This window comes from Paraburkholderia fungorum (assembly GCF_046027605.1).
GTDB classification, from domain to species: domain Bacteria; phylum Pseudomonadota; class Gammaproteobacteria; order Burkholderiales; family Burkholderiaceae; genus Paraburkholderia; species Paraburkholderia fungorum_F.
In genome coordinates this window covers 276,660-290,530 of record NZ_JAQQEF010000001.1, presented here as the reverse complement: position 1 = coordinate 290,530, position 13,871 = coordinate 276,660, and the positions used below count along the sequence as shown (strand labels likewise).

Genomic DNA, 13,871 nt, shown 5'->3' with positions numbered 1-13,871 from the left:
GTGCCGACTACACGTCAATTAAAGGAGCGGATGACATGACCGCGATAGTACGAATCGATGACGAAGTGGTGGACGTTTCCGAGTTCATTCGTCTTCTGAAATTGACTGGCCAGTTCGAGAGCCTGATCGAGCAGATCGTGCGCGACAAGCTCACGGTGCATGCGGCGAAGAAACAGGGCATTGCCGTCACGGCGGACGAAATTCAGGAACGCGCCGATCAGTTTCGCCGCGTGCGCGGCTTGCATCGCGCGACGGATATGAATCAATACCTCGATGCGCTCCACGTGAGTCTCGACGAATTCGAGGCTTTCATTACCGACGGGCTGTATCAGGAGAAGATGCTCGACGCGGTCGGCAACGAGGCCGCGATCAAGGATTACTTCGCGCTGAATTCGCCGAAGTTCGACGCGATCGAAGTGAGCCATATCGTGCTCGACAGCGAAGGCAAGGCGAAGGAAATGATTTCGTACCTGCATGACGATCCCGACAGCTTTGCCGACATGGCGCGCGAGCATTCGATCGCGGATACGCGCGAAGCGGGCGGCGTGATCGGCAAGGTGTTGCGGGGATCGTTGAAGGCGGACATCGAGGCGAAGATTTTCAATGCCGCGGTGGGCGATCTGCTCGGGCCGTTTGCGTCGGCGGATCGCTCGTGCTTCGAGATTTTCGCCGTGACCGCGAAATATCCGGCGACGCTCGATGCCGATGTGGCCGCCGAAGTCAGGCGTCTGTTGCGTGAGGGCTGGCTGATTGCGCGCGCACAGGAGCATGTGATCGAAGCGCGCTAGCCGCGTAGTTCGCATCGCAGCGCGCCGCAACATCGAAATACCAGGCAACACCAAGCAACGCAAAGCCGAACCGAGGTCCGCAAGCCCATGGATGCACCCCAGACCGCGCCTTCCGCTGCCGAGTTTCTGACCTCGGTGGAAATCCTCTCGCCGTTTTCGCGCGACGAGATCGAGCGTCTTGCCGAGTATGCGCAGGCACGTTTCTATTCGTTCGGCGAAACGGTCTGCTCGGTGGGCGAGACGGCTGACGGTCTTTATGTGGTTCGCTCGGGTTCGGTCCGTATCTTCACCGAGGAACACGGTAAGGAAACCAGCATGGGCGTGCGCAAGGCCGGCGAGATCTTCGCCGACATTGCGATGTTGCGCTCGTATGTGCACGAGGCTTCGGTACGGGCGTCCGCGAAGACCGAGTTGCTGTTCATTCCCCGTGCCGCGATCGAGCCGGTGATTGCCGGCAACCAGGCGGCGTTGGCCTTTATCGCGAGCTACGTGGCGATCAGTTCGGCCGGTGGCTTCGTGGCACAGTTGTTCGATCTGCGCGGCAAGCTCAACAAGGCGGAACTCGAAGAATATGTGCGCAGCGTCGGCGTGAAACGGGTGGCCGCGGGCAAGGAAATTCTCAAGCAGGACGGGCGCGACGACCGGCGGCTCTACGTGGTGCGGCAAGGCGGAGTGCGTATCGTCCGTCATGAGGAAGGTCACGACTACACGCTGGCGACGCTGGGCGAAGGCGAAATCTTCGGCGAAAAAGCCTGTTTGATGCGTCAGGAGCAAATGGCGTCGGTGGTGGCAACGACCGAAACGCGGCTGCTGGTGATCCCTGAACGCACGGTCCATTTCATTCTGGAGCGCAATCCCAAGCTGCGCGAAGTGCTGGACGAGCGGATTCGTTACGGCGACCGTGAGTTGCAACGGCAAAAGCGCCTGGAACAGCGGCGCAAGTTGCCGTTGATGCTCGATCTACAGACCAAACCCGAGTTCGGAGAAAAGGTCATCAAGCGCTTTGCGCTGGTCGAGCAGGCTGAAGAAATGGATTGCGGCGCCGCGTGTCTCGCGATGGTATGCCGCCACTACAACATTCCAATGACGCTCGGCAAACTGCGCGAACTCGCCAACGTCACGACGCAAGGCGCGACGCTCGACAGTCTGGCGCGCGCCGGCGAATCGCTCGGCTTCACCGCGCGTGGCGTGCAATGCACCTTCGATTCATTGCGCGGTTTCGATCTGCCCTTTATCGTGCATTGGGAGGGATACCACTATGTGGTGGTGTACGGGCTTTCGAAGGAATATGTGTGGGTCGCCGACCCGGCAATCGGCTTCAGGAAAATGACGGTTGAGGATTTCGAACGCGGCTGGAGCGGCACATGCCTGCTCTTTACAGGTGGCCCGAATCTTTTGCAGATGTCGGCCGCGCGTTCGCCATGGATACGTTTTGTCGGCTACCTCCGGCCGTACAAGAAGATTCTCGGCCACCTGTTCCTTGCCACGTTCGTGATTCAGGTACTCGGCGTGATTCCACCGCTGATCATCCAGAATATTCTCGACGGCGTGATCGTGCATCAGAACGTCAGCTTGCTGCATCTGCTGATTGGCGGGCTGATCATCGCCAATGTGTTCTCGCAATTGATGTCGTCGATCCGCGCGTATCTCGCCAACTTCATGGTGCGCAACATGGACTTCGCGATGATGTCGCAGTTCTTCAAGCACACCATGTCGTTGCCGTTTTCGTTTTTCGCCAAACGAAAAACCGGCGACATCTTCGCGCGCTTCCAGGAGAACCAGACCATCCGCGCCTTCCTCACCGAATCCACGGTGACCACCGCGCTGAATCTGCTGATGGTGTTCATCTACTTCACGATCATGTTTGTCTACAACGTGAAGATGACACTGGTGCTGATCGCGTTCGTGATTCCGATCATGGCATTGACCGCACTCGCCACACCGAAAATCAAGAATTACGCGCGTGAGGTGTTCACGGCGTCAACTGACTCGAAGTCATTTCTGATGGAAGCGCTTGCCGGTGTCGAGACCATCAAAGGCATGGGCATCGAACGGCCGGTGCGATTGCGCTGGGAGAAGAAATACGCGAAGGCGCTCGAAGTGCAATACCGGGCGCATGCCTTCAGCATTCTCGTCGGCCTCGGCAGCCAGTTGCTGAATGCGGCGACCACGATCGCGATCCTCTGGGTCGGCGCGAATCTGGTGCTGGCACGCGAAATGACCATCGGTCAGTTGATCGCGTTCAATGCGTTCATGGGCAGTGTGCTGGGTCCACTGATGGGATTGGTCGGCTTATGGAGCATGCTGAACGACGCGGGCGTGGCGATGGAACGCCTCGGCGACGTGCTCGATATTGAGCCCGAGCAAAAGCCGCAGGATCTGCCTTCGCGCGTGATGCTGCCGGAACTGCAAGGCGAGATCAGCCTCAACGGGGTGTACTTCCGCTACGGCGAGAACGATTCGGCCTATGTACTGGAAAACATCAGCTTCGACATCAAGCCCGGCGAACTGGTGGCGATCGTCGGCCGCAGCGGATCCGGCAAGACGACGCTTGCCAAACTGCTGGTCGGCTTTTACGTGCCGACCGAAGGCAAGATGACGATCGACGGTTACGACCTCGGCGTGGTCGATAAAGCCTATTTCCGCGCACAGATCGGCTATGTGATGCAGAGCAATCTGCTGTTTTCCGGCACGATTGCCGAGAACATTGCAAGCGGCGACGACGCGCCCGAACGGCGCCGCATCGAGGAAGTCGCGAAAATGGCCGACGCGCACGCGTTCATCAGCAAGATGCCGCTCGGCTACGAACAGATTGTCGGCGAACGCGGCATTGGGCTATCTGGTGGCCAGATCCAGCGGTTGTGCATCGCGCGGGCGCTGTATCACGATCCGCGTCTGCTGGTATTCGATGAGGCGACCTCGGCGCTGGACTCGCAATCGGAGAGCAATATCCTCGGCAATATGCACGACATTCTGAAGGGCCGCACGGCGGTGATCATCGCACATCGGCTCAGCACCATCATGCGTGCGGACAAGATTCTGGTGCTGTACGAAGGGGCGATTGTCGAACAGGGCCGTCACGATGAACTGATCCAGCGCGGCGGCATGTACTACCAGCTGGTCCAGAAACAGTTGAGCGCGTGATGAAGATACTCGACCAGGTAGAGGAAGCCAGCCCGGCGATTTCATACGCGGGGCTGATCGAGCGCATCGAGATTTTGCGCTCGACGCTGCGCTGGTCGTCCCGGCTCGAGCGCGCCGACATCGACAAGCTGCTCCGCCAAGCCACCTCATTGCGCGACGAGGTCATGCAACTGTCGCACAAGGAGCGCTTCGTGCAGGCCGCAACGGCCGCCGAACCCACGGCACCTGCCGATCAATCGCGTGGCGCGCGTAGAAAGGCGCTGATCGAGCGCAGTTTCATTTTCGAGGGGACCTTCGGCGACAATCCGCGTTTGCTCGAATCGCTCGAAATCGCCGAGAAAGCCGCGCCGACCGATTTGCCGGTGTTGATCGACGGCGAAAGCGGCACGGGCAAGGAACTGATGGCGAAGGTGATTCACGCGAATGGCTCGCGCCCGGACAAGCCGTTTATCTCCGTGAATTGCGGCGCGATTCCAGACAATCTGCTGGAGTCGGAATTGTTCGGGCATCGCAAGGGCGCGTTTACGGGCGCCTCGAATGACCGCAAGGGAAAATTCGAAAGCGCGCATACGGGCACGATCTTTCTCGATGAAATCGGTGAGTTGCCGCTGGCCGGTCAGGTGAAGCTGCTGCGCGTGCTGGAAGCGCACGAGATTCAGCGCGTGGGTTCCGATGAAACGATCGCCGTCGATACGCGGATTGTCGCGGCGACCAATCGCAATCTGCGACAGCTCAGCGAAGAAGGCAAATTCCGCGAGGATCTGTTCTACCGGCTGAGCGTGATTCACGTCACGTTGCCGCCGCTGCGCGAGCGGCGCGATGAAATACCGCTGCTGATTGCGTGGTTCGGCGACGAGGCCGCCGGTACGCTGAAACGCAGGCCTGTCAGATTGACGCCGCGTTTGCGGGACTTTCTGCTGAACTATGCGTATCCGGGCAATATCCGCGAATTGCGCAACGTGATGTATCGCGTGTCGTGTCTGGCAGGAGAGATGGCGGATATCGATCATCTGCCGGTGGACATGCGGCCGGCCGCGCCCGGGTCGGCGGCGGCTTTGTCCAATGCGGCCACGGCGACGGGGCAGGAGCCAATCAGCGTAGCGAATCTAATGTCGCTAAGCGACGCGAAGCGCGCCGCGAGTGACGACGCGGAAAAAGCCTTCCTGGAACGCGGCCTTCGAGAAGTGAGCGGCACGGTCGCGGAACTGGCCCGGCGGATCGATATGAACCGCTCGCATCTGCAAATGCTCCTGAAGAAGCACGGCCTGCATTCGAAGGATTTTCGCAACCGCAATGCGCCATCCCCGAGCAAGAACGGGGCTGACGAACATGATGACGAGGATAGCGATAGCTGAGCCGCGCTTTCAGGGCGCCGGATTCAGCAGGGTTTTATCGGATGCATACGGATCTTCCGCTCGCACCACCACCGCGGTGACATTGTCACGTCCACCGCGCGCGATGGCCAACTCGACCAGTTCATCGGACGCGCGTTCACACGCCACCGAGGTCAGCACCTCCAATATTTCCGCATCGCTGATCTCGTTGCTCAAACCATCGCTGCATAGCAGAAAGACGTCACCGTCCGCGACTTCGATTGCATCGTCATCGAGTTCGAGTACATCCGTGGCGCCGACCGCGCGAGTGATCATGTGCTGCGCCGGATGATGGCGCGCTTCTTCGTCGGTAATCACGCCGAGCGACTTGAGTTGTTCCACCTGGCTATGATCGCGCGTGAGTTGCCGCAATTGCCCCGCGCGATACAGATAAAGGCGACTGTCGCCGGCCCATAGATAGCCGCAGAAGCGGTCGCAGGCGAGCAGCACGATGACCGTGCTGCCGATCCGCTGCACCTGGCGGCGCGCGGCTTCATTGCGCAGTTGGCGATTGACCGCTTGCAGCCGGGCCCGCGCGTCGGCGATACCGGTTTTCATGGCGAGCGGCGGCGCGAGCCGGCTCAGTGTATCGATCACGAGGCGGCTCGCCAGATCGCCGACCGCGTGCCCACCCATGCCGTCGGCGACGGCCCAGCGGCCGGGTTCGGGCTGGGCGAGGCAGGCATCTTCGTTGATTTCTCGGATACGTCCGGCGTCGGAACGCGCGGACGACATCCATCGAAATTGGCTCGGACAGGTCACAAGGGCTACACCATATCGTTTCTGCTGCGCGCATCCGGGGAAACGTTGATATTCGAGTTCGCGCCGGTGTTGCGCACATCCACCGACTGGAACGTGTTGATCATCTGGTTAGCATAGAAGTTGTTCGAGATGTCGTACAGGTTCACAACCGGACCGATGCTCGGCGTTTCCCGCACATAGGGCTGAATCCAGCCGTACACCCACGGCGCACCGCCGCCGCCGCGGATCGCCGCCATCGCTTTACGGTCGAGCGCGAGGTTTAGGGAAAGGTCATTCACTGTGATGGAAGCCATGTCGTTCTCCGGTTTGCCACGTGCGTCTGGCGCGCGGTTGAAAAGGAATGAACGTGATGGTGCAAGTGCCATGCCAATTTGCGGCTCGCCCGCGCACTTTATCGCAACGCGTTGATAGCGCGGCGATTCCGGGTGCTGGCGGATGCCGCATGGGTTCATGTGGCCGCGCGGAGGTCGGAATGCAACCAACATCCGTGCGTGTGCGTGGGTGCAGGACCCAACACATCGGCCCGGGATCACAGACCTTGATCGACCCGCTCGTGGCCGCTCAGCCAGCGCTCCAAATGATCGACCAAGGCCAACACATCGATGTGTTTTCTGTCGGCTCACAACGCACACCTGGCGCGCTGAAAACACCTCGTCATTCCGGTCAGTCCTTTAAATAAAGGCTTTTCGGTACATGGCCCGGATGATGCAAAAGCTCTCGCAACAGTGTTGGATATTGAAGCGAGACCAGCCATGAACACGAACCCACTTCCGGCGAGCAGCGAAGATCACGACGAATGCCGCGACGCTTGCCCTGACGACGTGTCGACCATCGACCTGCCGATCGGCGCGCATCTCATCACGCAACGGCGGGGCTACGAACACCACGGCATTTACGTCGGCAATGGCCGCGTGGTCCATTACTCGGGCTTCGCGAGTTCGGCGCATCGCGGCCCGGTGGAGGAAGTGGACTTGACCCGCTTCGCCGCCGGCCATTCAATGACGATCCGCTCGACGTCGAGCGCCCGCTACGTCGGCGACGAAGCCGTGCGCCGTGCGCGCTCCCGCCTCGGCGAAAACCGCTACCGCCTGCTGACGAACAACTGCGAGCACTTCTGCGCATGGTGCCTGTTTGGCGAGAGCCACAGCGAACAGGTGCATTGCTGTTTGCGGCATCCCCGCACCGGCATGCACGCGCTGGTGTGTCTGGTGAAGGCGTTTGTCGAAAGCGTTGCGAAGGATGGCCACGTTGCCGCCCAACTCGCGTGAGCGAGCGGTAACGAGTTCAGGCGTTCACGAATTCATTAATTCAAGGATCAGGGAGCACATCATGGTTGCCGCGGAAAAGACCTTGCACTGGGCCGTCGATAAATGGCTCGCACCCACCCCGTCGATGCCCGCGCGCGTCGTGCGGTTCTGCCACAGCGCATCGCAACATCAACGCTACGTCTGCGTGGAAGCACTGCGGCCAGGCGGCTTGCTGTCGATCTTCTTCTTCCGTCACAACGACGGCTCATGGAACGTGTTTCCGCCGCAAGCCGAGCGGCCCGCGATGAACGGCCATCGTCTCGCGTCGGTTTGCTAGCCTGGTATGTGCGAGGCCGCTTCCTTCATGATCCACTGACTGAACAGCAGCATTGCCGGCGTCATCGCTTTGCCCTTCAGCCACGTCAGCCAGTAACTGCCGGCATGCACTTCCACCTCGAACGGGCGCACCAGCCGGCCCGTATTGATCTCATGATCGAACATCAAAGCCGGCGCCAGCGCGATACCCGCACCTTGCATGGCCGCTTCCACCATCAGCCGCGATGAATCGAACACCGGTCCGCGAATCGGCCGGGGCGGGATGCCGGCGGCCGTGAACCACGCCATCCAGTCGTCGACGCGATAGGAGCGCAGCAAGGTTTCATTGGCGAGATCCGTGGGTTCGGACAGACGTTCGGCGATCTCCGGCGCGCACAGAATCGCGAGCGGCGCATCGAGCAGCCGCGTGGCGAGCGAACCCGGCCAGGTGCCGTCGCCGAAACGGATCGCGAAGTCGAGGCCTTCGGTGGCGAGATCGACCAGATTGTTGTTCGTCAGCAGCCGCAACTCGACAAACGGATGCGCGTCGCGAAACGATTTGAGCCGCGGCATCAACCAGCCCACCGCGAAGGTGCCCACCACGCCGACCGTCAACACCTCGTGAAAATGGCCGCCGTCGAACTGCTTGAGCACGGCTTCGATGCGGTCGAACGCATCGGTGAGAACCGGGCGGAGCGCCAGGCCTTCGTCCGTCATGGCCAGTCCGCGGGGCAGACGCTTGAAGAGCGCGGTGCCCAGCCGTTCCTCCAACGCTCTGACCTGCTGGCTCACGGCCGCCTGGGTGACGTTCAATTCGAGCGCGGCGCGCGTAAAGCTCAGATGTCGCGCGGACGATTCGAAGGCGCGCAGCGCATTCAACGGGAGATACGGTCTCATGGCGAAGGCATAAGATTTTCTTGGGAGCCGACTAACTTATCATCGTTTGTCAGTCAGCGCCGGAAAACCGATAGTTGCGGCTTCACATAAGGAGCGGCGATGATCGCAAGACGGAAGTTCGCGGGCGCGATGCTAGGTGTTTCAATAGCTGGGGTTGCGCTTGGCAGTGGCGGCGTCGGTCTGACAGTGAGTACGGCATGATGCGAAAGCCCGGCATGAACTGATGGATCATGGGTTGCGCGCATGAACCGGTTCGTCGCGCCAATCCGCTGCCAATTGCGCAAAAGTGGCCCATGTCCTTTGCTTACGGTTGAAAGTCGAATCGTGCGACACTAGGGCCACACCGAAAGGGAGCGATGAACCAGGCAATTGAGCAGGCAATTGCGGGCTCAGACCGAGCCGGCAACTGCGGATCGGCCTCGACTTACGCGGTGAGAAGTTGACTGTGCATGTGAATGCTTGACACCTTCCGCCGACGTTCGTCCTGTTAAGCCGTCGGCTTGTCCAACCACGCAGTATTGGCCTTGGTTCGGAGTCCCCTATGTCTGTCTATGTCCTTGCATTGCTAATCGGCGTGATAGCCGGCCTTCGTGCGATGACCGCGCCCGCGGCCGTCAGTTGGGCGGCGCATCTCGGATGGATACCGCTGCAGGACACGCCGCTGGCATTTCTCGGCTTTACTGCCACACCGTACATCTTCACGGTGCTCGCAATCGTCGAACTGATTACCGATCAATTGCCCAAAACCCCTAGCCGTACCGTGCCGATGCAATTCGGCACCCGTATTGTGCTGGGTGGATTGTGCGGCGCGGCGATTGGAGCGGCGCATGGCGGCCTGCTCGGTGGCCTGATTGCCGGGGTGGTGGGTGCGGTGATCGGCACCTTGGGCGGCGCGAAGGCAAGAGGTGCATTGGCACGCGCGTTTGGCCGGGACTTGCCGGCCGCGCTGATCGAAGACGCGGTGGCGATCGTTGGTGCTGGGTTGATTGTGATGGCGTTGCGTTGATTGCAGTGAGCTTTTGAGGCACGGCAGGTATGACAGCCCCCCGTCATAGCGTAAAATTTCCGCTTCGATATGAAGCAACGCTTACCAAGCCAACTCATGCCAACGCCTGCGGACAAATCAAACTCAAAGGAAAGCGAGGGCGTTGCCGTCATCGATCGTGCTTGCGCGATTCTGTTCGCGTTCCGGCCGGACGACGCCGCGCTCACACTCGCCGAACTCGCGGCACGCACGGGGCTTTACAAGAGCACGCTGTTACGGCTCGCGGGCTCGCTGATCCAGCACCGCCTGCTGCTGCGTCTCGACGACGGCCGCTATCAACTCGGCTCCGCAACCTTCATGCTCGGCGCGTTGTATCAGCGCAGCCTGAACGTCGGCGATATTCTGGTGCCGCTGATGCGCGAACTTGCGGAAACGAGCGGCGAAAGCGTGTCCTTTTACGTGCGCGACGAGGCGGTGCGTGTGTGTCTGCATCGTGTGGACTCAACGCATGCAGTGCGTTTTCATGTGCGCGAAGGAGATGTACTGCCGCTGGAAAGCGGCTCCGGCGGCCTTGCATTGCTGGCGTTCGGCGGCATGCCGGGCGAGCCGTACGAGAAGATTCGCGAGGACTTCTATTGTGTATCGATCGGCGAGCGCGATCGGGAGACGGCTGGGATCTCGATGCCGGTATTCGGTGTGCGTCAGAGTTTGCGTGGCGTGCTGACGCTCGCGGGCCCAAGCTCGCGCATCGATCAGGCTTTCTTCGAGCGCAATCTCGCCGCGCTGTTCGATTGCGCCGCGCGCGCAACGGATGCGTTAGGCGGCGACTCGCGCGCCATGCGCAATGCGCAGCGGCGCGCGGCCGAAGTTCAGGACAGGTGACGCTCGGGCTTCCCGGTATAGGTGTAGCTCATCTGGCGCGGCATCGGGCCTTTGTTGCGCTCGTTGCGTCCGCGTTGCTCCCATGCATGCGACAGAATGCCGACCGCGCGTGACAGGCAGAACACGCCGCGTGCCAGTTCCGGCGCGAAACCGAGTTCAGCGTAGATCACGGCGGTTGCACCGTCGATATTCATCGGCACAGGTTTGTTCTTGCGCTGCTTGAGCAAGGCTTCAATGCCGCGCGCGATAGCGGCGTATCGTCCGCTGATACTTTTCTGCTCGACGCCGTCGTCCACGAGCGAAAGAAGCCGGATTGCCCGCGGATCGACCGGATGAAAACGATGCCCGAAGCCGGGCAAATACTTGCCATGTTCGGCGGTAAAAGCATCGACACCTTGCTCGACGGCTTCCTCCAATGCGGCGCCTGCTTCCATGCGTTCAGCAATCGAGTCGTACAGTTCGACCGCCTGCTGACCCGCACCGCCATGCACGTCATCCAGCGCGTTGATCGCCGAGGCCATCGCGCCGTTCAACGGCAAACCACAACTGGTCGCCATCCGCGAGATCGCAATCGACGGCGCATGCGGACCATGATCCACCGACGCCACCAGCGCCGCCTCGAACAAACGCGCTTGCGCGGCGTCAGGCAATTCACCGCGCAGCATGAGCCAGATCATCTGCGGGAAGCTGACGTTGCCGATCAACTCCTGAATCGGGAAACCGCGCACCTTGATCGAGCCGGGATGAATATCGATGATCGAGGTGCTCCAGTACTCGGCGGCGAGCTTGGCGGCGTCGAATGCTTGCGTCATGTTCAGATCACTCCTTCGGAGCGTAGGTGGTCGATTTGCGCGTCGTCGTAACCGAGCGAGGCGAGATACTCACGCGTGTGAGCCGATAAAGCAGGTGCGGGTGTGGTCGGCGCCGTGTCACCGTCGGAGAGACGAAAGCCCGCACGCGTCACGCGTTGCCGCTCAGCGCTGCCGTCGGCGGCGAATTCGCGGATGAACTCACGCGATTCCAGATGCGGATGCGCGAGGATCTCCGGCACCGACATCACGCGCCCGGCGGGCACGCCTGCTTCGAAGAATTTGGCTTCCCAGTTCGTTGCGCTGTCACTTGCCAGCGCTGCTTCGATCTCTGCCTTCAATGCCGCGCGATTGATCTTGCGTGCGTTGCGCTCGGAAAAACGCGCGTCGTCGAGCAGATCGGCGCGGCCGATCAGATGGCAGAGACTCGCGAACTGCTTGTTCTCGTTGGCGGCGATATTGAGCGGCCCGTCGCCCGTTTTGAAAGTGCCCGAAGGCGCGGCGGTGAAGTTCTCGTTGCCCATTGGCTCCGGCGTGACGCCAGCGTTCAGATAGTTCGATACCACCCAGCCCATCGTCGCCAGCGTGGCCTCCAGCATCGAAACGTCGAGCATGCGGCCGTGTCCGCTCGCGCGGGCATCGACCAGCGCGGCGCAGATGCCGAACGCGGCCGTAAGACCGCCCACCGTGTCCGACACCGGATAGCCGACGCGTAACGGCGCGCTATCGGCATCGCCGGTCACGCTCATCACACCCGAGATGCCCTGGATGATCTGGTCGTAGGCGGGGCGTTTCGAAAACTCGCCGTCCATGCCGAAGCCCGAAATCGCGCAATAGACGAGTTTCGGATTCACCTCGCGCAACGCGTCGAAATCGAGGCCCAGCCGCGTCATCACACCGGGCCGGAAATTTTCGACCAGCACGTCCGCGGTTTTGACGAGGTCGCGCAAAATGGCCTTGCCGCGCGGGTCTTTCAGATTGAGCGTGATGGACTGCTTGCCCGCATTCACCGCAACGAACGAAGCCCCCATATTGCGCATCGAGGCGTCCTTGTCGGCGCCTAATCGTCTTGCAAGATCGCCGCCTTCGGGATGCTCGACCTTGATCACCTCCGCGCCGAGCAGCGCGAGTTGATACGCGCAAAACGGTCCCGCCAACACATTCGATAAATCCAGTACCCGCACTCCAGCCAGCGGCAGCGTCATCTTTGAAGCCTCTTGTTCAATGCGAAATTTCGTCGAGATTGCGGTTGTTGGTACGCGGCCCGAAGATGCCGATCGCCCCCATCACCATCACCATCGACACGGTGATCAACGCGAACACGCCTGGCACCTGGAAGTGGCGCAACGCAAAGGCGATCATGAAGCCGGAAAACATCGCGGATAAACGCGACATCGAGTACACGAAACCCACGGCGCGTGCCCGCAAGCGCGTGGGGAACAGTTCGGTCTGGTACGCGTGATAGCCGACCGAGAGCAGCGTGCCGCAGAGTGTGATCAGCACACCGAGCGTCATCAGCATCGCGGGCGAGGTTTGCGTCGCGAACAGGCTGCCGAATACGGCGATGCCGAGCGCCGACAGCACGATTAGCGTCTTGCGTTCAATGCGATCGGCGATCGCCATGCCGATCAGCGGTCCAAACGGATTCGAAATCGCGATTACGAACGAGTACAGCAAGCTGTGCGTGATCGTCACGCCTTTGGAGACCAGCAGCGTCGGCACCCATGACGCGAAACCGTAGAAGCCGATTGCCTGGAACAGGTTGAACACGAGCATCGTGATCGCGCGTTTGCGATACGGCGGCTGCCAGATTTCGCGGAAGGCGGCCTTGGTGGTGGCCGGCTCGACAGTCGGTACCGCTGCGGGCAGCGGCTTGCCGTATTGGCTGGCGATTTTCGCTTCGAGTGCTTGCAGGACTTTTTCCGCTTCGGCGGCGCGGCCTTGCTGCGCGAGCCAACGCGGACTTTCCGGCACGCGTCGCCGGATGGCCCACACCACGACCGCGCCGAGCGCGCCAATGATCACGACCCAGCGCCAGCCATCGACGCCGAACGGCGTTTGCGGCACCAGCCACCACGCCAGAAAGGCGACCGATGGCACGGCGGTGTATTGCACCAGATGAACGAAAGCGAACGCACGGCCGCGTAGATGTTTCGGCACGAGTTCGCTGACGTAAGTGTCGATCGTCACCAGTTCGACGCCCACGCCAATGCCCGCGATCAGGCGCCACAGGTTGATGGCCGGCGCGGTGGTTTGCAACGCCATGATCAGCGTCGCCGCGGAGTACCACAGCAGCGAAACGGTAAACACAGTCTTGCGGCCATAGCGATCCGCCATGCCCGCAAAAAAGAACGTACCGATGAAGAGCCCGGCGAACGACGCCGCTACAAAGGCGCCGAGTCCGGACACGCCGAAGAACGACGCGGTCGTCGTCGCATAGAGCCCGCTTTTGACGAGGCCGGGGCCGACATACGCCGTAAAGAAGAGGTCGTAGAACTCGAACCAGCCGCCGATGGACAGCAGGAACACCAGCATCCATACCGTGCGCGTCGCGGGCAGACGGTCGATGCGCGCGTTGATGCCGGTCGTGAGTCCCTGCGCACCGGCGCTTGAATCGGGCGACGCGCCAGGTGCGTCGATCGGCAGGCTTGCCATGGAATGCTCCTTCA

At 61.0% G+C, this 13,871-nt stretch carries 13 protein-coding genes; 7 read left to right on the top strand and 6 right to left on the bottom strand.

Features of this window, described 5'->3' with window-relative positions; genetic code table 11:
- Positions 1-35: 35 nt before the first annotated feature.
- From PQR53_RS01225 to PQR53_RS01215, 3 genes are all read left to right on the top strand, one after another.
- A complete protein-coding gene (locus PQR53_RS01225) occupies positions 36-788 on the top strand; it encodes a peptidylprolyl isomerase (protein WP_408450756.1) in 753 nt (250 codons plus the stop codon).
- Positions 789-875: 87 nt separating this feature from the next.
- Positions 876-3,932 carry a peptidase domain-containing ABC transporter gene (locus PQR53_RS01220; RefSeq protein ID WP_408450754.1) on the top strand — a complete coding sequence of 1,019 codons (3,057 nt, stop codon included), beginning with the start codon at positions 876-878 and terminating at the stop codon, positions 3,930-3,932.
- A complete protein-coding gene (locus tag PQR53_RS01215) occupies positions 3,929-5,287 on the top strand; it encodes a sigma-54 interaction domain-containing protein (RefSeq protein WP_179740474.1) in 1,359 nt (452 codons plus the stop codon). Before PQR53_RS01220 ends, PQR53_RS01215 begins: the two co-directional genes overlap by 4 nt.
- Positions 5,288-5,296: 9 nt before the next feature.
- Here PQR53_RS01215 and PQR53_RS01210 read toward each other — a convergent pair whose 3' ends face one another.
- Both PQR53_RS01210 and PQR53_RS01205 read right to left on the bottom strand, forming a co-directional pair.
- Complete coding sequence (locus PQR53_RS01210) at positions 5,297-6,067, bottom strand: PP2C family protein-serine/threonine phosphatase (protein WP_408450752.1); 771 nt, start codon at positions 6,065-6,067, stop codon at positions 5,297-5,299.
- Between the two features lie 5 nt (positions 6,068-6,072).
- On the bottom strand, positions 6,073-6,360 hold the full coding sequence (locus tag PQR53_RS01205) for a hypothetical protein (RefSeq protein WP_093637794.1): 288 nt from the start codon (positions 6,358-6,360) through the stop codon (positions 6,073-6,075).
- 459 nt (positions 6,361-6,819) lie between these two features.
- On the opposite strand from PQR53_RS01205, the gene PQR53_RS01200 reads away from it, so the two are divergent.
- Positions 6,820-7,335, top strand: a complete 516-nt coding sequence (locus tag PQR53_RS01200) for a lecithin retinol acyltransferase family protein (RefSeq protein ID WP_408450750.1) — start codon at positions 6,820-6,822, stop codon at positions 7,333-7,335.
- Positions 7,336-7,396: 61 nt separating this feature from the next.
- Positions 7,397-7,651, top strand: a complete 255-nt coding sequence (locus PQR53_RS01195; protein ID WP_323046269.1) for a hypothetical protein — start codon at positions 7,397-7,399, stop codon at positions 7,649-7,651.
- Here the strand turns inward: PQR53_RS01195 and PQR53_RS01190 are convergent.
- Positions 7,648-8,526, bottom strand: a complete 879-nt coding sequence (locus PQR53_RS01190) for a LysR family transcriptional regulator (RefSeq protein ID WP_408450748.1) — start codon at positions 8,524-8,526, stop codon at positions 7,648-7,650. The two genes, PQR53_RS01195 and PQR53_RS01190, sit on opposite strands and share 4 nt — an antisense overlap.
- A gap of 541 nt (positions 8,527-9,067) precedes the next feature.
- On the opposite strand from PQR53_RS01190, the gene PQR53_RS01185 reads away from it, so the two are divergent.
- Positions 9,068-9,532, top strand: coding sequence for a DUF4126 family protein (locus PQR53_RS01185; protein WP_408450746.1), 465 nt, complete (start codon positions 9,068-9,070; stop codon positions 9,530-9,532).
- Positions 9,533-9,628: 96 nt separating this feature from the next.
- On the top strand, positions 9,629-10,393 hold the full coding sequence (locus PQR53_RS01180) for an IclR family transcriptional regulator (protein WP_179740482.1): 765 nt from the start codon (positions 9,629-9,631) through the stop codon (positions 10,391-10,393).
- Here the strand turns inward: PQR53_RS01180 and PQR53_RS01175 are convergent.
- Genes PQR53_RS01175 through PQR53_RS01165 form a run of 3 tightly spaced genes read right to left on the bottom strand, consistent with a single transcriptional unit; the run spans position 10,381 to position 13,857 of the window.
- Complete coding sequence (locus PQR53_RS01175) at positions 10,381-11,205, bottom strand: citryl-CoA lyase (protein WP_408450744.1); 825 nt, start codon at positions 11,203-11,205, stop codon at positions 10,381-10,383. The two genes, PQR53_RS01180 and PQR53_RS01175, sit on opposite strands and share 13 nt — an antisense overlap.
- Positions 11,206-11,207: 2 nt before the next feature.
- A complete protein-coding gene (locus PQR53_RS01170; protein ID WP_408450742.1) occupies positions 11,208-12,407 on the bottom strand; it encodes a CaiB/BaiF CoA transferase family protein in 1,200 nt (399 codons plus the stop codon).
- Between the two features lie 16 nt (positions 12,408-12,423).
- Positions 12,424-13,857 carry an MFS transporter gene (locus PQR53_RS01165; RefSeq protein WP_408450740.1) on the bottom strand — a complete coding sequence of 478 codons (1,434 nt, stop codon included), beginning with the start codon at positions 13,855-13,857 and terminating at the stop codon, positions 12,424-12,426.
- Positions 13,858-13,871 lie beyond the last annotated feature (14 nt).